The 19,279-nt window shown below is 43.4% G+C and carries 15 protein-coding genes and 1 pseudogene; 6 read left to right on the top strand and 10 right to left on the bottom strand.

Translation table 11 applies throughout. The annotated features are described in order from the left end of the window. Positions 1–719 precede the first annotated feature (719 nt). Positions 720–1,649, top strand: a complete 930-nt coding sequence (locus ACED60_RS02300) for a carbamate kinase (protein WP_371726838.1) — start codon at positions 720–722, stop codon at positions 1,647–1,649. 235 nt (positions 1,650–1,884) lie between these two features. Here ACED60_RS02300 and maiA read toward each other — a convergent pair whose 3' ends face one another. From maiA to hppD, 4 genes are read right to left on the bottom strand one after another with little or no spacing between them, the layout of a single operon-like run. Continuing rightward, the gene (gene maiA / locus ACED60_RS02295) at positions 1,885–2,589 is read right to left on the bottom strand and encodes a maleylacetoacetate isomerase (protein ID WP_371726837.1); all 705 of its coding nucleotides are present in this window, start codon (positions 2,587–2,589) and stop codon (positions 1,885–1,887) included. Between the two features lie 21 nt (positions 2,590–2,610). After that, on the bottom strand, positions 2,611–3,648 hold the full coding sequence (locus ACED60_RS02290) for a fumarylacetoacetate hydrolase family protein (RefSeq protein WP_371726836.1): 1,038 nt from the start codon (positions 3,646–3,648) through the stop codon (positions 2,611–2,613). Positions 3,649–3,660: 12 nt separating this feature from the next. After that, on the bottom strand, positions 3,661–4,791 hold the full coding sequence (locus tag ACED60_RS02285; protein ID WP_371726835.1) for a homogentisate 1,2-dioxygenase: 1,131 nt from the start codon (positions 4,789–4,791) through the stop codon (positions 3,661–3,663). After that, positions 4,784–5,857 (bottom strand): 4-hydroxyphenylpyruvate dioxygenase, encoded by a 1,074-nt coding sequence (hppD, locus tag ACED60_RS02280; RefSeq protein ID WP_371726834.1) that lies wholly within the window; start codon positions 5,855–5,857, stop codon positions 4,784–4,786. The genes ACED60_RS02285 and hppD overlap by 8 nt, the downstream gene beginning before the upstream one ends. 88 nt (positions 5,858–5,945) lie before the next feature. On the opposite strand from hppD, the gene ACED60_RS02275 reads away from it, so the two are divergent. Then, entirely contained in the window at positions 5,946–6,128 is a 183-nt protein-coding gene (locus ACED60_RS02275; protein WP_371726833.1) for a hypothetical protein, read from the top strand. Positions 6,129–6,222: 94 nt separating this feature from the next. Here ACED60_RS02275 and ACED60_RS02270 read toward each other — a convergent pair whose 3' ends face one another. Together ACED60_RS02270 and ACED60_RS02265 are read right to left on the bottom strand one after the other, a co-directional pair. Next, positions 6,223–6,882 carry an HAD family phosphatase gene (locus ACED60_RS02270; protein ID WP_009846025.1) on the bottom strand — a complete coding sequence of 220 codons (660 nt, stop codon included), beginning with the start codon at positions 6,880–6,882 and terminating at the stop codon, positions 6,223–6,225. A 325-nt stretch (positions 6,883–7,207) separates the two neighbouring features. Then, the gene (locus tag ACED60_RS02265; protein WP_371726832.1) at positions 7,208–9,634 is read right to left on the bottom strand and encodes a response regulator; all 2,427 of its coding nucleotides are present in this window, start codon (positions 9,632–9,634) and stop codon (positions 7,208–7,210) included. Between the two features lie 88 nt (positions 9,635–9,722). Here ACED60_RS02265 and ACED60_RS02260 point away from each other — a divergent pair. Next, a pseudogene (locus tag ACED60_RS02260) lies at positions 9,723–10,480 on the top strand (substrate-binding periplasmic protein). A 209-nt stretch (positions 10,481–10,689) separates the two neighbouring features. On the opposite strand, the gene ACED60_RS02255 reads toward ACED60_RS02260, so the two are convergent. Together ACED60_RS02255 and ACED60_RS02250 are read right to left on the bottom strand one after the other, a co-directional pair. Continuing rightward, a complete protein-coding gene (locus tag ACED60_RS02255) occupies positions 10,690–11,250 on the bottom strand; it encodes an NADAR family protein (RefSeq protein WP_371726831.1) in 561 nt (186 codons plus the stop codon). 190 nt (positions 11,251–11,440) lie between these two features. Next, positions 11,441–11,635, bottom strand: a complete 195-nt coding sequence (locus ACED60_RS02250; RefSeq protein WP_004732575.1) for a PA3496 family putative envelope integrity protein — start codon at positions 11,633–11,635, stop codon at positions 11,441–11,443. A gap of 361 nt (positions 11,636–11,996) precedes the next feature. Between ACED60_RS02250 and ACED60_RS02245 the strand changes: the two genes are divergently transcribed. Genes ACED60_RS02245 through ACED60_RS02235 form a run of 3 tightly spaced genes read left to right on the top strand, consistent with a single transcriptional unit; the run spans position 11,997 to position 14,302 of the window. After that, positions 11,997–12,821, top strand: a complete 825-nt coding sequence (locus ACED60_RS02245) for an ABC transporter ATP-binding protein (RefSeq protein WP_009846021.1) — start codon at positions 11,997–11,999, stop codon at positions 12,819–12,821. A gap of 9 nt (positions 12,822–12,830) precedes the next feature. Then, entirely contained in the window at positions 12,831–13,763 is a 933-nt protein-coding gene (locus tag ACED60_RS02240; protein WP_371726830.1) for an ATP-binding cassette domain-containing protein, read from the top strand. Beyond that, entirely contained in the window at positions 13,760–14,302 is a 543-nt protein-coding gene (locus tag ACED60_RS02235; protein ID WP_009846019.1) for a hypothetical protein, read from the top strand. The genes ACED60_RS02240 and ACED60_RS02235 overlap by 4 nt, the downstream gene beginning before the upstream one ends. A gap of 68 nt (positions 14,303–14,370) precedes the next feature. Here ACED60_RS02235 and ACED60_RS02230 read toward each other — a convergent pair whose 3' ends face one another. Together ACED60_RS02230 and ACED60_RS02225 are read right to left on the bottom strand one after the other, a co-directional pair. After that, the gene (locus tag ACED60_RS02230; RefSeq protein ID WP_371726829.1) at positions 14,371–15,927 is read right to left on the bottom strand and encodes an alpha/beta hydrolase; all 1,557 of its coding nucleotides are present in this window, start codon (positions 15,925–15,927) and stop codon (positions 14,371–14,373) included. A 464-nt stretch (positions 15,928–16,391) separates the two neighbouring features. Further along, positions 16,392–18,371 carry a replication initiator protein RctB domain-containing protein gene (locus tag ACED60_RS02225; RefSeq protein ID WP_009846017.1) on the bottom strand — a complete coding sequence of 660 codons (1,980 nt, stop codon included), beginning with the start codon at positions 18,369–18,371 and terminating at the stop codon, positions 16,392–16,394. Positions 18,372–19,279 lie beyond the last annotated feature (908 nt).

The raw sequence follows: 19,279 nt of genomic DNA, 5'->3' as shown, positions 1-19,279 counted from the left end.
ACTTAAATCGTCGACGGCCGCTGCCGATTGAAAACCCATAACTTCGTGAAGCAAGCAACGGGAGAAACACTGAACACTTTAAGCCGCTCTTGATTTGCCGATACGTGTAATTACATTCGGCTAATCTAGAAGTAGGGCGCAAGTACGCTTCAGGCACAATAAATGACAATAGAGACATCGTATTTTTTCAATGAATCATACGACTTATACCTAGACCTAAAAGGACCGAGCTGCGTCTTAAATCAGCCTTTGAAAAACTATTTTCGCCAATAAAAACCGAATCAAAACCACTATTTAAGCTAATGTCCTCCCCGCTTCAATTTGGCTCCGTATCTTTTCTAAAGCTCTTAATGCGATCTGAACGTCATATTTAAAACAAAATTTGAAAATTAATCATTTTATAGCCAGAGATAATATTCACTAAAGACGAATCATTTATACAAAAAAAGAGTCCACTACTGGATTGTATCCAAGCTTATGGATATTTAATCGAATTACAATAACTCCCGTTTCCACAGCTCCATTTCTAGTGAAATGATAATTTGATAGCTATCACATTTAGAACAGTTATTTTCCCATACTATCTCGGCATGTTAATTACTTAAGAGTAATTAAAAAACTAGTCACTCCTATTAATAAGCTTGAATTTAATTAGAAACAAGCGGTTAATCCCTACGTAAAATAAATAAAATCATTATTAAATGATCGGAGACATTATCATGCGCATAGTATTAGCTTTAGGCGGTAACGCTCTTTTAGCAAGAGGCCAAGCATTAACGGCTGAGAACCAACGTGAAAATATAATCAAATCAGCGGCGAGTATTGCTGCGATAGCACGCGAGCATGAGATTGTTATCGTTCATGGTAATGGCCCACAAGTAGGTTTGTTGATGGAACAAAACGCGGCTTATAGCGAATATTCGCCAGAGACGACACCATACCCAATGGATGTACTCGGCTCTCAAACCTGTGGCATGGTGGGCTACATGTTACAACAAGAGCTCAGAAACATTGACCCTGAATTAGACGTAGCGACGCTAGTCACGCAAACTGAAGTATGCAAAAAAGACCCTGCGTTTGCTAACCCGACTAAATTTGTTGGCCCTGTATATACAGAGCAACGAGCTAAAGAATTAATGGCTCAAAGCACAATGCAGTTTAAAGCTGATGGCGAGTACTACCGACGCGTTGTGCCTTCTCCTATGCCAAAAAGCATTGTTGAAATTCAGCAAATTGAAACACTTCTAGATACAGAAAACCTTGTTATCGCTTGTGGCGGCGGCGGTGTTCCCGTGAGTATTGAGCAAGGTAAGAGTACTGGCGTAGAGTGCGTCATTGACAAAGATCTTACGGCTGAATTACTGGCTGAAAAAATCCATGCCGACTTATTTATTATCTTAACCGATGGTTCGATTTTCCGTAACTACGGTAAAGAAGACCAAGCAGAAATGAAGCAAGCAACGCCTGCTGGTTTAGCAGAATTTTCATTCCCTGCTGGTTCTATGAGGCCAAAAATTGATGCCGTTTGTAAATTCGTTGAAGCTGGATTGGGTAATGCGGCGATTGGTTCATTATTTGATTTAGATAAAATAATCACCAATGAAGCTGGTACTCTGATTACAAAAGGCGAAGGTATTGTTTATTACTAAAGTTATCGAGAGATAACCATCACTAATATAAACCCATTAAACAGGCCTCTTATTTAATAATAATGAGGCTTATTTTATTCGGACCGTTTAATACTAGATGAGATAAATATTCATAAAATTGGAAATTAAACCTGAAAAGAATGAATACATAATATCTTTAAATATACCAAATCGTAATTATAACGTAATTTAATCCAAATAACGTTTCCAGTTCATTGAAAAGAATTCAATACGTTCACATCGGTGCATTCGCATCCGCTTGGTTCTCTGGCATCGCCTCGATAAAAGCGGGTAACTGGTTACACGCTTCGACAATCGAGTTAATTAACGGATACGGCGACATATCAACGCCAAAGCGCAGCGCGTTATACACCTGCGGCACCAAGCAGATATCGACAATACAGGGAGAATCCGAGAGGCTATACACCGAGTCACCATGTGTTTTCCTGTGCTTAGTCAGCTTCTCTTCTAACGCCGAAAAACCTTGGCTCATCCAATAGTGTAGCCAGTCCATTTTTGCCTCTGGCTCACACGACAACTCTCGCTCCAAGTACTGCAACACACGCAAGTTATTAAGAGGATGAATTTCTATCGCAATATCCTGAGCCATCGCCAACGCTTGATAGCGCTGTGGTATTTGCTCAGGAATCAACAAGGAGTCTGGGCTGCTTTCACACAAATAGTGTTCATCGAGATATTGAAGAATAGCCAGTGACTGATTGAGTTGAACTTCACCATCCACCAGCACGGGCACTAATTCACTGGCGTTGAGATCACGATATTGTGGGTCATGCTGCTCGCCGCCATTACGCACCAAGTGCACCGATTTAGACTCATAGTTGAGTTGTTTTAGGTTCAACCCAATACGTACTCGATAGGCAGCCGAAGAGCGCCAATAACCGTAAAGTATAATGTTCTTGTTCACGATGCTCTCGCTCATACAGAAATCCTATTACGTGGACTATAGCGCTCGATATTGACTGACTTTCTGGTCAATCGCACCAAAAATGGAGTCACCCGCTACATCGAACATCTCAAGCTTGATCGAGTCACCAAACGACATGAATTGAGTCGACGGTTTGCCATCTCGAATCGTCTCTATCATGCGTACTTCAGCAATGCATGAATAGCCTACACCGCCCTCAGCAATTGAGGTGCCGTGGTCAGTACCTTGTTTATTGGAAACCGTGCCCGAGCCAATGATTGCACCGGCCGATAGTGGGCGAGTTTTCGCAGCATGGACTACTAGTTCAGCAAAGTTGAAAGTCATATCGACGCCCGCATTCGGACAACCAAAAGGTTGGTCGTTGTAGGTCGATATCAACGATAGATGTACCTTGCTGCCTTTCCATTGCTCGCCAAGCTCATCAGGTGTTACCGCAACCGGGGAGAACGCCGAAGAAGGCTTAGACTGGAAGAAACCAAAGCCTTTCGCGAGCTCAGCCGGAATCAAACCGCGCAGCGACACATCGTTCACCAACATCAGTAATCGAATCGACTCGTGCGCCTGTTTAGCACTGGCACCCATTGGCACGTCACCGGTGACAATCGCAACCTCACCTTCGAAATCGATGCCCCACTCGTCGCTGGCAAACTCGATGTTGTCACGAGGGCCGATAAAGGCATCTGAACCGCCTTGATACATTAATGGATCGACCCAGAAGCTTTCTGGCATTTCAGCACCACGTGCTTTACGCACCAATTCAACGTGGTTTACATACGCGCTGCCATCAGCCCATTGATAAGCACGTGGCAGAGGCGATTCACAATACTGAGGTGCAAACACTTCACTGCCTGTCACATGCCCGTTGTTTAACGAGGTGTATAACTCTTCTAACTGAGAAGCAACGCTATCCCAGTTATCCAAAGCTACTTGCATGGTTGCCGCCAGATGCATCGCATGGAAGATTTCGGTGGCAGCTACACATTGTTTAAGATCTTTACTTACGACCATCAGTAGACCGTCGCGAGTGCCATTTTTCTTGCTTGCTAATTTCATCCTTGTTGCCCCTTACTTCTCTTGCCAACTGTAGACATATTCTTTGTTCTCAACGCTATCGAGTTCATCAGAGAACTGCAGCGCGTGGCGAGTATCGATCATCACCGCCACTTCGTCGGTAAACTTCTTCTTATGCGCCTGACCTGCCTTAAAGGCTTTAGGGTGAGGTCCATGAGTGAAGCCCGCGGGGTGGAAAGTCACCATGCCTGCTTCAATATTGTCGCGGCTGAAGAAGTCCCCCGCGTGATAGAAAAGCACTTCGTCATAATCATCATTGTTGTGGTAGAACGGCACTTTCAGCGCACCGGGATCGCTCTCAATCGGGCGTGGTACAAAGGTGCACACCACAAAGCCTGCGCCAACAAACGTAGTGTGCGCAGAAGGTGGCAAGTGGTAGCGGTGTGACATCAGCGGTCTGATATCGCGCCAATTCACTTTCACCACGGCCAAATCACCATGCCAGCCAATTGCATCCAATGGATTGAACGGATAAGTGATCACACTGACTTTGTCGTGGCGTTTCACCTGAACTTGGGTTTGATCTTCTGAATACTGAGCGCGGAATTGATCGTTGATTGAAGGGATATCGAGTACCGCCGGATCAAACACCGCATGATTGCCGACCATGCCTTTCTCTGGCAGGGAGTAAGCCGCGTCTGTATTCTCAATCATCAAGATAAACATCGGCTCGCTTGGCTCTAAACGCCAGTTGGTCGAGCGCGGGATCATCACGTAGTCCCCTTCACTCACTGCTAGATGACCATAGTCACAATAGAGATCGGCGCTGCCTTGGTGAATGAACAACAGCTCATCGCCGTCAGAGTTACGCACTAAGAAATCCATCTTCTCATCCATGCGCCATACGCGGATTTTGCAGTCCGCATTGTGCAAAAGATAAGGCACCGCCCAAGGGGTTATCTGGCTGGCTTTTTCCACCAGCGTAAAATCAAAAGCGCGAGGGCGTAAATCCCCCTCCCACTCCGACCAACCTGTTGGGGCATGCTGGTGATGAAAGTGAGCGGCAGGGCCAAAGAATCCACTTCGGCCCGCTTCTCGCTCATAAATTGCCTCTTCGGGGAAGTCGGCGTGCGCTTGTTTAGAGCACACCCCCTCCCGATGAGGAAACGAGATCCATTTATGCATCGTCTAATACTCCTCGACGAATCTGGTCCTCTTCAATCGATTCAAACAGCGCCTTGAAGTTACCTTCACCAAAGCCTTCGTTGCCTTTGCGCTGAATGATTTCAAAGAACACAGGCCCAATTACCGTCTGTGTGAAAATTTGCAGCAAGATGCCGTCTTTGGTCGGCGCGCCATCAATCAGAACACGCAGGTCGCGCAGCAAATCAGTGTCTTCCCCGTGGCCTTTCACACGATCGTCAACTTTCTCATAGTAGGTATCAGGGGTTGGCATAAAGTCCATACCGCGATCACGCAGAGTCTTCACGGTTTTGTAGATGTCATCCGTTGCGAGTGCGATGTGTTGGATACCTTCGCCGTTGTATTCGCGAATAAACTCTTCGATTTGTGATTTGTCGTCGGAAGACTCATTGATAGGGATACGGATTTTGCCACACGGTGAGGTCATGGCGCGGCTCACAAGGCCTGTCAGCTTGCCTTCAATGTCGAAGTAACGAATCTCGCGAAAGTTACCAAGACGCTCATAGAACCCAGACCACACATCCATATTGCCTTGCTTAACGTTGTGCGTGAGGTGGTCGATTTCATACAAACCAACATTGGCTTCGGCCATGCGCAGTTCCGCATCGTCATAGAATCGGAAGTCGACGTCGTAGATACTCTGCTTACCATAACGATCCACAAAATAGAGCAGGCTTTCACCGATGCCGTAAATGGCAGGAATGCTCAGTTCCATCGGCCCTATTTCTGTCTTGTACTCTTCACCGCCGCCCTTAAACGCTTGCTCCATTGCAGCGGTTGCTTCATTGACACGAAAAGCCATGCCACAGACCGATGGCCCATGCACTTTAGCGAACGCTTCCGCTTGGCTGTGAGGCTGTTCATTGACGATAAAGTTGATGTCACCTTGTCGATACAGCCAAGCCTCTTTTGAGCGGTGCTTGGCGATCTCAGCAAAACCAAGTGACACAAACAGCGCTTTAAGTTGCTCAATTCCCTTGTGGTCAACGGCCGTGTATTCAACAAACTCGAATCCATCCGTGCCAAGCGGGTTGTATGACTCCACCATGAACTTTCTCCTTGTACCTATCGGTTTTGTGTTGTGTTGTGTATTTTTTGTCCTTAATTAAATTTGGCCCACAAGCCGAGATAATGGAATGGGTGGAGGAAAATGGGCAATTTCGATGAAACCTTGTCAGTTTGTAAAATATTTGTTACACACAAACTATCAAGACAAGAAAGTGAGTGCTATCAAGGGATTGAAAGATGGTGGTTTGATTTACAGCAGAGCAAGAGATGTTATTGAATTGTTACGCGCATCCTTTTATCAGCTAAGGTAATAAATCGAACATTAGGCTGATGATGCAAAAAAGCCGCTGTAGTCAGCGGCTTGATGAGTTCTAGAGCGAACCTAATTCGACTATAAGATTCGTGTTAATCCCAGTTGAGAATCGACCAATTCGGTTGATCGGCTAAAGCTTTCAAACGCGGGCATGGATTTACCAGATAGGCAAAGTCAGCGTGTTCACACAAAGGTAAGTCGTTGATTGAATCGGTATAAAAGTGAATGTCTGAGTAGTTGGTTTCTTGATTGTCTAACCACTCTTTTAAACGGGTGACTTTACCTTCACGGTAGCTTGGCACACCTGATATTTGAGACGTGAAGCGGCCTTGGTTTTCTACCAAATCGATACCGAGTGCGTTCTCAATACCAATCTTACAACCGACCGCTTCCACTAAGAAAGTCACGCTGGCAGAGATGATCAACATGTCGATATCATCATTCTCAAGCTGCTCAATCAAAGGTTTCGACTGCTTGAATTGCTTAGGTAAAATATGCTTCTCGACACACTCTTCCACCAAAGTAGTAACTTGCTCTGTTGGCATGTTCGCGAGTGGCTGCATGGAAAATGTTAGGTAATCTTCCATGTTCAATTTGCCTTCCGAATACAGGCCCATTAAACGCTTATCTTCATCAATAAAGTTGGGCGCAGTGGCAATGCCCTTTTCAACCAAGAACTCATTCCAAAGCATCGCTGCATCGGCATTGATCAGCGTTTCATCCATATCAAATACATACAAAGGTTTGAACATCTTAGGCTCTCACAGGTTGAGTTTCGTTAAGGTTAAAAAGGAGTTCTAGTTGGCTGCATGCTATAACGGGATTGTGACATTAAGAGCATATTTTAGTGGCAGTTGTATTTCACGGCTATGACAATCAACACATGCTTGTTTTTAAATACAACAGCTTATGGATTCAATCAGTATTGATACGCGACGTATTTAACTATGTGTATTTAGCTAACTAGATGTATTAGCTAACCAAGTGCTCATTAGCAAAAAAAAGAAACTCCGACTGATTCTGTCGGAGTTTCTTATAGAGTTGGATATGCTTTAGCGAGACATCAGCTAATTGAACTTAAACGATTTTCTGCTCATGTTCCTTGCTCGACTCAGTTCCTTTCGACAAGAAACTGGCAACGATCTCTCTCAGTTTCCCTTGATTGACGGGTTTTGGTAAAAATTCATCCATACCCACATCGAAGCACAAATGCTTATCTCGTTGCACGACGTTGGCCGTCAGCGCAACGATCGGAATGTGTTTAGAGGTTCCTTCTTCGAGCGCTCGGATCTGCTTGGTCGCTTCGAAACCATCAAGAACTGGCATCTGGCAATCCATAAAAATCATCTCGTATTCGTTGGCCTGGAATTTCTCGACACCAATTTCACCGTTGTCTGCAATATCCACCTCAAACCCCAGCTTCTTAAGCATCATTTTGGCGACTTGTTGATTCACTCTAGAATCTTCAACGACCAAAACCTTACCACTAAACGGAGCAGCCACTGGTTTTGGCTCTTCTTTGATTGGAGCTTGTTTGTCTATTTGTGTCGTTCTAACAGAAGCAGATGTCGTAGCTTCAACAGAACCCGATGGTTTGGTTAATGGCACGGGTTGATTATCTTTAAACGCTACCTCACCTCGATTTGGATAGGTAAAGATTGAGGTATCAGCCGATCTCGCCAGGACTTCACTCAGCGTCCATTTAAGCTGATTATCTTGATAAGGGCGAGCAATGTAGGCAACAAAACCCACTTGTTTGGCGCGTGCTTCATCCTGTTTTCGAGGGTCGGCAGAAATCATCACTAGCTTCGGACAAGCTTTGTCAAAACGCTCAATCAAACTTCTTGCTAATTGGAATCCATCAATAGACGGCATCACTTTATCAATCAGCACCAGATCATAAGGCAACGACTTCGCCACAGACTCTGAAACAAGCTCTAACGCTTGAGTGGCGGTTTCACAGCACTCAGACTTAACGCCGAATGATTGAAGTTGTGTTGAGGTAATACGCATATTCAACTGGCTGTCATCAACCAGAAGTACCGAGACTTTATTAAAATCTATGTTGCTCTCGTCAACGTCTAAGCTCGGGTCAAAGTCAGCGGTAAAGTAGAATGTACTTCCCTTACCTACGATACTGGTTAGCTCAAGCTTACTGCCCATTAAGGTCACGATCTTATCGCATATCGTAAGACCAAGCCCCGTGCCTCCGTAGATGCGGGTGGTGCTGCCGTCGGCTTGTTGAAACTTATCGAATACCGATTGTTGCTTGTCTTCTGCGATACCAATACCACTATCGGTCACCTCAAATTTCACTCTGAGCTTCTGTTCCGGCTCTATGACTTCTTCTAAACGAAGTGAGAGCATGACATGACCATGTTCGGTAAATTTGATGGCATTCCCGACTAGGTTATTCAGCACTTGTCTTAACTGAGTGCCATCACCAATCACCATGGTTGGGATCTTAGGATCAATCGCCAGTTGGAATTTGAGCCCTTTTTGCTCGGCTTTAACTCTGAAGGTCGACTCTACATCGGCAGCAATACCCATCATTTTCATCGGCTCTTGCTGAAGCTCTAAACGACCCGCTTCAATCTTCGAGTAGTCGAGAATGTCATTGATTAAATCGAGTAGAGTAAGCGAAGAGGTGTTGAGCATGTCGACATACTCTTTTTGCTCTTTCGGCATATCCATTTCAGAAAGCAGTGATGAAAGCCCAATAATCCCGTTCATTGGAGTGCGGATTTCGTGGCTCATGTTGGCCAGAAATTCACTCTTGTTGCGGTTCGCTACCTCTGCAGTATCTTTGGCTTTTTCCAATTCTTGGTATTGTTGGCGAATACGTTCAATCGACTGATTGTAGCTACTCTCTAGTGTCGAGATCTCATCACTGTATGTAGAGTTAGTGGGTGTTAAAAATCGCGGTTTGTTGTCTTCAACCTGTTGATGGTTGATCTGAGAAGACATGGTCATTAAGCGCTTGACTACAAGGCGATAGACGATGGTTAAACACACCAGAGACAATAAAAAGATTTTAACTGCTTCGAAAGCGAGCAATAATAAGACCCGATCTTCAAAGTCGTTGAGAATCATACTCAGATCAGACTGCACCGTGAGCGTCGCCAGTTGGAACTCTGAGCCTCCCATCTGATGCACCACATCCCAAGATTGAGAATAAGACTGACCGGACGTCTGTTGACCTAATTCTAAAATTTTTTCATCGGGACTTTCTATTAACAGATAACTGACCGAGGGTAAGCGCGAGATACCTTCAGCTTGCACAAACAGTTGCTCTCGGTCTTCAACCCACAAACTGGCGGTTAAGCCGGAAAGATAACCATCCTTAACCTGTTCGATCTGAGAACTGATAAAAGAAACTCGATTTTGGTACTCCACATACAAACCTAGACCTGTCACTATGACTGTGAATAAGGTACTGATTGCGATGATTACCCCGATCAACTGTCGGGAGAGTCCAATATAGCGTTTTCCTTTATTCACCATACAAAAATTACCATTATTGTTATCCTAGCAAACTACAATTACTCAACTAGTATAATAGTAGTCATTCATCAAATAACTAGGGAAGGTTATGAAAAAACATCTAATAGTTATATCCATAGTCAGTTTGTTTTCAAGCAGTTATGCTTTTGCAAGCGAACCTGTTCACTACTACATCATTGCAAGCCAAGCGCAACCTTTTCAGATCGAAACTGACGGGTCATCTCACAGAGGAATGGTTTCGGATATTGTTGAAGCCGTATTTGACGACAGCCAATACGAGTCGATTACCACACCTACCCTTTCAACAGAATGGTCGATAAGCTCGACGCTAGAGAGAATCCAAACTGGGTCACCTATGGCAGCCCAAGTTGGGGAAATATCCAATCTGTAAACCTGTCTAAAGATCCGATTTACAATGTAAAACATGTGTTACTTAGCAGCGGCAAGAAGCCATTTGAGTTCAACACTATCGATGATTTAAACGGAAAAGCGGTAGTATTACTGGTGGGGTTTGAATATCCAAATCTAGAGCCTTATATCCAACAAGGTAAGCTTAACGAGATTCGAGTTAAAGATTACAGCGCGGCTTTTCGTGTATTAAACCGAACTCCGGGTGATACCGTTTTTGTTGAAATGGAATCTCGAATCAAATACAACCTAAATGAACAGAAACTCAGTATTGATGACTACCAAATGCAAGAGTTTGGCTCAGTAATCAATAACTACCCCATCCATTTAGCATTTGACCCAGAGATGGATCCTAAACTGCAAAACTTCATCGACCAGCGCCTCGACCAAATGAAAGACGATGGTCAGCTCAACGACATCGTACAGAGTTACTTATAGCAACAGCATCAGTTGTAACCTTCGCATAAAGGTATAGCTTAAGTAACGTAATTTAGCTCTCTTCGATGACTAACTCGCTCTTAAGCCTAAAAGGCCGCCCTGATTAGCACAGAAGCTAAACAGGGCGGCCTTTTTTAATTCATCTTTAAGGGCTAAAAGAGTTTACCTGCAATCGACCTACTTAATTTGGAACCACGAAGGTAAATGAATTAGTGTGCAGCAATCAAATGCAGTTGCTGAGTACGAAGCTCTTGTCGTACTGCCATCAGAATCTTGCCTAAATGGTTCTCGCCGGTTCCATCGCCCCCATCCCCCCAGAAGTGGTCTTTGTGCGAATGCTCTTTGATCACCGAATCTCCGGTATTAGTAAGAAACAACGCAAACTGTGGGTTCTGCTTGAACTTCTCTGTGACAATGAACTGCATCACTTCGACACGAATGTCATACCAATCTTCCCGAACTTGGTCTTCATAATCACGGCTTAAAGAGAATGCTTCAGCAGGAGTCGAGGCTTCGAGAATGGTGTTGCGCAGCGCTTGAGAGGCAAACTTCATCGCTTGATAATAATGCTCGCTGGTTGCCCAAACTTGATCGTCGATTTTGATAGGACAAGCGGCAAAATTTGACAGGTACCCGTTTGGATCTTCAGGTTCATAGAACAGCACTTCTTTGGCTTTAGCCACCGAATTAGACATAGCCTTCTCCTTACCAGCAACATCGCATATTTTTGCTTTAACTTTAAAATTAGTGGCGTTGCATATAACTGTCAAACAACTTAGTTAAAGAGTATGCCAAGGGCATGTTTTTAGTCGAGAACAAGTAATGTAGAGGAAGGACAATAGATTTAAATGGTGAGAGGCAAGGCGCATGGTTTACTTATAAAAAGCACAAACTTCTTTAAAAAAGGCATATAAATCAAAGGGTGGCGGTGCGCCACCCTTCTAAATGCAATGGGGATTGTTAATGAATTAGACCTAGCTCCCTCGCTTCTTCCAGACTAAAACCGCTTTCTCTAATTTCTCTTAGAGCTTCAATACGACGACGAGCTTCAGCAGATTTCATTTTCTTTTCTGGTTTGAAAGATACTTCTTCTTCAGCATCCCACTTATTTGCAATATTTGTCATTTCATCATGGTTGATAGAATTAATGGACATGTTTTCCTCCGAAAAGCACCATGTAATGGACAGGTAATCTGTAGCAAATGCTATTTCGCTTGTTAAGCAATTCTGTACTGAAATGTGATGATTCCGACGCTTCACAAAGCTAATTAATAAATGCCTCATTTAAACTTTGCCAAAGCCATTTTCTGCCATTACATTTAAAAGATTCCCCATAAGAAATGTGGTTTGATCCACCTCTCATTTTCCTCGTTCTCATTTCCTATTTCCCGCTGAAACTTCATGAAATAATCAAAAAATAATTCGAGTCACTTCATTCTTTTTGTGCTCTTCTCTTTCACTAAATTCAACACATGTTAATGATAATAGTTATCAATATCATAACTGAGTGTTTATCATGTCTAGGGAAAATTCAGAGACACCTCTTCTCGAAGTGAAGAATCTATGTGTCGATTACATTACCGATGACGGCGATTTTAATGCCGTAAAATCCGTAAGCTTTAACATAGGCCAGGGCGAGATTTTTGGTTTAGCGGGAGAGTCAGGGTGTGGCAAAAGTACCATCGCATTTGCCATTAACCGTCTGCATAAGCCACCGGCTTTCATCTCTGGCGGGCAAATACTGTTTGGCGGGCAAGATTTGCTGAGCTTATCGGACAGCCACTTGAACACCTTACGTTGGAGTGAGATCGCAATGGTGTTCCAGAGCGCGATGAACTCGCTTAACCCTGTACTGACCATTGAAGAACAGTTTGCCGATGTATTGCGCCACCACAAGGGCATGAACAACGAGCAAGCAAAAGATCGCGCCGAAAAGTTACTCGACCTAGTCAATATCCCTCGCCACCGTCTAACCGAGTACCCGCACCAGTTTAGCGGTGGGATGCGTCAACGTTTGGTGATTGCGATAGCTCTCGCGCTCAACCCTAAGTTGATTATCATGGATGAACCGACCACAGCACTGGATGTGGTTGTACAGCGTGAAATTCTGCAGCAAATACACCAACTCAGAGAAGAGTTTGGTTTCTCAATATTGTTTATCACCCACGACCTCGCACTAATGAGCCAACTGTGCGATCGAATTGCCATCATGCGTCATGGACAGATAGTTGAAGTCAACCAAGCCCATGAGATTCGCAATAACCCTCAGCACTCCTACACCCAAAAGCTATGGAGTTCCTTCCCCAATATTCACGAACACGCTCACGCAACTGCGTGCTAGGAGAGCTCCATGTCACAACCTATTTTTCAAGTAAAAAACCTCGTTAAAGAATTCACTGTTGGTGGTGGATTTGGCAAAGAAGAGATCTTTAGAGCACTGCATGGGGTGAGTTTTGATTTACATGCAGGTAAAACATTGGCACTAGTTGGCGAATCAGGCTGCGGGAAAAGCACCTGCGCTCGACTGATGACCAAAGTGTATCCGCCAACAGAGGGAGAAATACTGTTCAATGGCAGAGATATTTCTACCTTAAAAAGTCGTAAAGATATCTTGGATTACCGAAGCCGCGTGCAAATGATATTTCAAGACCCATTTGGCTCACTCAATCCAACCCACACCATTGAACACCACTTAACACGGCCCCTTAAGATCCACAAGCAAGTTGCTACGAAACAAGCTCTCGCAGAGCGTCTCAACGAGTTATTAACGCTGGTGGAGTTGCCCATCGAAACTCTCACCAAATACCCTCATGAGCTCAGTGGAGGCCAAAGACAGCGCATAAACTTAGCCAGAGCACTCGCAGTCGGTGCTGAGGTTATCCTTGCCGATGAACCCACCTCGATGTTGGATGTTTCAATACGACTCGGTGTTTTGAACCTAATGCAGAGGATGAAGAAAGAGTTAGGGATAGGTTTTTTGTACATTACGCATGATCTCGCAACAGCACACTACATCGCAGAAGAGACAGCTGTGATGTACAAGGGACAGATCGTTGAGTGGGGATCAACCCAGTCGATCTTAACCAACCCACAACACCCATACACTAAGTTATTGATCTCTGCTGTGCCCGATCCTGATCTACCATTTGGCGAACTCGTGAAAAATGAGCCAAACTATTCAATAGACGCTGATCGTATTCGTGAACAAAGCAGTGAAATACAGCATGAGATCAAGCAAGTTTCAGATAATCACTATGTTAAACAGTGGGATAACGTTGCATGAATGAACTAGACACTTGGTTAGAGCGGATCGGAAATTGGTACAAAGACCGAAAGCATGATCAAGTGGAGAAGTTAGAGCCTTTGATCTTAACGCCTCCAGATGCACTCTGGGGGCCTTTGATCACGGATGAACAGAGCAAAGGCATCGCATGCTGGTTAGACGGATGCTTGAGAATCTTTACGTTTTATCGATATAAAGATGAAATTCTGACGGCATCGACAAAGCTTCCACCACCAAGCCCACCATCTATCTCAAACGAACTTAGTGGCTCGCACCATCAGGAAAAAGCTTTCCAATACCTGATGTTTGCCTATAGCAAGCTTCAAGCTGTGTCTTGTAATCCAAAATCAGAACCTGACTTACAAGAGTGGTGTACACAGCGGCTACAGCACTTGTGTGTATTGGCTTTGGAGTTTACCAACCAACAACAAGAACCGCGCTGGAAAGAAGAATCAGAAAAATTGATCGAATCGCATGTACGCTTTATGGCAAGTCAATACCAGAACGATGATCAAAGAGCTTCGATTGCTCCACATTAAGATCGGCCAGTTACCCAATGTGCCCTCACACCAGTTTAAAATATGAGGGCACAAGCTTGAGCCTTACATCAGATATCAATGTCCGCCACATACTTAAAGTCAGAAACATTTAAGCATGTAGTATCTAAGCTACGCATATTCTCAGGCTCATTGATCGAACTAAGAATCAAATTTTTCAGGCAAGGAACACTATCTTGGGCATCAGTCAATATACCATGAGAACCTTGATCGTAGGTCAAGCTGAGCATATTCGAGAATTTCTTAGCAGAAACTTCAGCCAGCGCAGGTGGTGTAATACCGTCATTCGCGCCGTTGAGAATGAGCACAGGATAATCAACCTTCTCCATAGAAGCATAAGAGCTGCTGCTTACAGGCTCAACATCCATGGCTTGACATGCTTCAAGCGTCAATCCCAAATTAGTACTATTATCTACTACATTTTGTACATCCGCTCCCCACTTTGCTCGACTCTCATGATGACTTGTGTAGTAGGGCTGTTTAACTGGTTCCTCAGAACAAATATTTGCTAACCCCATTGCAGCAAAATGACTTGGATTAGAAGGGTTATAAGCATTGCCCTCAAAAGCAATTAATGCGTCTAACACAGTTTCTGTTTCTTCTTTGGTTAATTTAACCAATTCAACTGGGTTAAATTTACCAGCGGTAGGTATACTGTCATCGCGACGGATGCTTCTTGTGGTCAAGTAGCTGACAAAAAAATCATGGTACTTCTCATCAATCTGAGCAAGTTTAATATTTAAATCTGATTTAAATTTCGTTTCATCGCAGTAGCCGGTACTGCGCGCGCACACCTCTAGAACTCTATCTAGCGCTTCATAGTTTGACCAAGGCATATCCTTAATGCCATTCATTTCGATGGGAAAGACACCGTCTAATACCATCATTTGAATTGTATTGGATGCCTGATACCCAGCTTTAATCTGCTTTTGCTCTTCACGAGCCATTGTCATAGCTAGACGTGTTCCATATGACACACCATAAAGCTTCCACCCACCGTCTATTTCTTTAACTTCAGAGAGTTTCTTCTCTAGCAACAGTAAGTCTAATGCATTGTTTATATTAGTATGTTGATTCAAGTCCACGCCATCGTTGACATATTTATCCTTGCAACCTTTAATCTGCTGAGCAGTACCAGAGTCTTCAAATTCGCAGCTCAAAGAGGGAGTAGAATACCCGGTACCACGTTGATCAACAAAATAGATGTCATGATTAGCCGATAAAACAGAAAGATCATTTTCAATTTCTTGGGCCCAATCAATAGACATGCCGCCCGGACCACCATTAAGGTGTAAGAAGGCGCCTTTTTTGGGTCCCTGCGAAAGAGTTTTAGCAACCGCAACTTTAATTTTTTTCCCCTCTGGCTGCGTGTAGTCTTCTGGCACCTCTAGAAGCCAACAACTATCAACCGTCCTAGGCTTTACATAGTTCTTGCCAACCAATTGTAGTTGATTACATTGCACCGTCTGCAGTTGAACCGACACATTTGATAGCGTTGATAAGTTTACTAGGCTAGTACCGGTTACTGATGGAGTACTGCCTTCATCCCCTCCTCCACATCCAGCGATCGCTGTTGCAATCACTAATACTGCTAATTTTCTATTCATCTACAAAACGTCCCTACCAAAATATAATTAGGGAAGGGTATTATTGATTTTCAAAATTAAACATGAAAAGAATGGTCTTGATAATTGCGTCTTTTTATATTTGAAGAAGCTATAAAAGGAATATTGGCAATAAATACGTAAAGATGATCAAGTTATACGGCCTTGATCATCTTTGCGGAATGAGTATGTAATACTCTGAATTTTGGGCAAAAAAAAGCGAGTCCCTAAGGAACTCGCAAAAATCTATTCAGTATGATGTAACAAAATATGAGCCAATCTATTAATCATAAGAAAGGACAAAGGTTGTCTATTCGGGATAAATAATAATCAACTAGATGCGTTACTTTGTCATCACTTTGTCAGCGTTAGGTGCGGTTTTAATCAGCACCTAATGTGTTAAAACTATCCATTCGTCGACCGTAAATATGGGCTTCTTACAACTGAGCAGTGACAGTGATTGGTGGTTAGTGGCCAATCGCCATTTCGTCGAGCGCTAGGAACACGTTTTCGTCTAAATGACCTTCGTGAACTTGTTTACACACTTTACGACGCACAGCTAAACCAGAGATCAAGCGCTCAATAGACAAGTGTCGATTGCTAGTGCTGTCACGGTCGTTGTAAAGCTCAATCAAACGACTCAGTGTTTCGTATGGGATAACGTCCTCCCCTACTCTCAACCAATCAAGCTTCTCAATGAGCTCAGAACACTCTTCTTTGATTGAAGCATGTGAATGCCCTGTCATAGCAGATAAAGCCGTTATGCTGCGTTCTAGAGCCTCTGCAGAGGTATATTTAGAGAGAGTAATCATGATTTCGTCAGCGTTGATCTCAACAGAGTGTTTACGCTGCTTAACTCGACGTCCCAATTTGCCTCTTGGCGACGGTGCTTTGCGCTGAATTGGCTCAAACTCACCATCAATAATCTCAGACAACTCTTCCAATTTCTGCTTAGACACCATTTCATTACGCAGTGGGTTCGGTAACGTTGGTGCCATATTACGCTTGCCTGCATTGGTGGTGCGTGCTCTTGAGTAACGTAAGACTTCTTCCACATTACATTTGATATCAACCTGATAATCAGTCGTTTTGCCTTTTTCGATCAACGCGGTGATCGTTAAGTGATACCCCCAAAGGTTAACCAGGAAGGTATCTTCTTGATCCCCTACTTCACCTAACTTTCTGAGCTCGCGGATCAGATCCATAGAAAAACGACGCCAATCGATGTTACGCGCCAATTTCTGATTCAGCTCGCTGAGCAACATGCAATCTGTATGGCGGCGTGCCATACGGCTTCTAAAGTACGAATACATTTGGAAGACCAAGGTATGTTGCTTCAGGATTTCTGGCGGAAATAGGAAGAAATAATCACGAGTGAGCAGCTCTTCGTAGAACGACGGTTCCCAAACCAGGATGTACAGGTTCGGTTTAATGCGAATTTCGCCGTCAGAGCCTTCTGTAGGCGCTTCTTCCGATGCGGTAATGGTTCTAGCTAGGAATCGGAAACGATCACTCTTAAAGCCTTCTGGCATGTTCTCACTAAGCCAACGGCCTGTGAGCTCATGCAATTGGAAGTCGGTAAATTCGATACGATCAATACTGTCACGGATCGAATCACGTGCCGGCCCGCTGTCTTTCTTGCCACGCAAGGACAAAATATCCGTGATGTAAAGTGGTGTTTTGTTCGGTGTGTGTTTAGCGTCTAGATGGTAATCATCTTGGTGATGATCATGATATTGAACAGTAAGCGTGAATAACGCGAATAGCGTCATCAGATCATCAACCGTCATAATGTTTTTTGAAGATCGTGTCTCGATCACCGCTCGAGTGCCAGAGATCGAAACCATTGATTTTTGGTAGCTCTTGCGCGTTCTAGGGGGCGCTAAGGCTTGATCAATAATACCTGCCCAATTAGTTGGCGACACAATAAATTGATCGGCTTCGTCTTTCATCGTTGGTGGGGTATTGAGTCCGTGTTCATTCAATAAGCGCTTGTTGACCTTGGTTTGAGCTAGAGCTTTAGATCGCTTTTGCTTCTCATTTTGCTTCACGCTTTCTGTCACTAAGCTAGTAGCACCCAGTACCGATATCAATTGGTTTGGGTTCACAAAGCGATGCAGCATAGTTTTGCCAGCAAGACCTTCTTCAAAGCGAACCGGAATTTGTTTGAAAAGACCGATACTAACCGCAGCTCTTAACCTTTGCTGTAAGGCTGCACGAGTAACTTGGCCATCGGTTGATTCAATAATCTCGGTAGTGGAAACGTAACCGTCTTTGCTGCTAAACCCACGAAGTGAAATTAGGTTAAGAAGCTCAACAATGCTTTTGGTGACACCTTTGAAGTGTTGATATTGTTCTATCCATTCAACGGCTGTTTCAGATACCTCAAATAAATGACCATCTTTGTGGCTTCGTGCCTTAATTAACAATTTCTCTTCTGGTTTCATTTTTGATCCGTATCACACTAACCGTAATTTCACTATAGTTCCTGAATGATAAAGAAAGAATGATCATAAATAAAGAGAATTTATTAGCTTTTAAATAACTGATCTTTTTGATTAATATGATCTTAAATGATTAAGTGATCTAATGATCTGGCTGTTTCTTTGCTTTTAAGTTGCTGAATTTAAAAGTTTAAAATAAAACCCCTTGGAAAGCATGATCATAAAAACCCCGAAACTATGATCATTAAATCAAAGAAAGCATGATCACAGAGCGTCAGAAGTATGATCATTAAGTCATTGTAAGCATGATCATTATTGGCTTGAAAGCATGATCATTATACTTATACAGCTTATCCACAGTTCGGAAGTCAACATCATCTTCTAAGTCACTTCATACACATCAATGTGGATATTTATGATGGCCAATCTATAGGAACAATGATCAAGTGATGGTACTTTTTATCCTTCCCGCCCTATTTAGGATAAAGTTTAATCTGTATCTGTTGAAAATGGATAGCTTTGATGTATTTAGCGCAGGTGGGAGTTAACTTGGAAGCATGATCATGAAATTGTCATGTTTGCGTATTCTCGGTCAGTGTAGATTGAATTTTCAATCATTGAGCCCTTATAGGCGTTGAATCCCCATTGCAAAAGCATTTGTCCGTAACTTAGCTCTTAAATTACATGCTTCCGGAACGATATTTACTTGATCATTTTTCCGTAATTTGATCATTTGTAATGTGCAGTTACTCGGATCAATATTGCTAAGTTTGCGCCTTGATCATGCTTCATAATTTGGTGTTATTAATTCTCTTACATTAGATGTGTTCCATGATCATTCTTCCGCTCAGGTTAGAATCCTCTGTTGTTTTTTTGCACCTCCTCTTCTCTTATGTTTTGAATTTTTTGTT

The organism is Vibrio sp. 1F279, assembly GCF_041439815.1.
GTDB classification, from domain to species: domain Bacteria; phylum Pseudomonadota; class Gammaproteobacteria; order Enterobacterales; family Vibrionaceae; genus Vibrio; species Vibrio tasmaniensis_A.
This window is presented reverse-complemented; position numbering and strand designations above follow the sequence as displayed.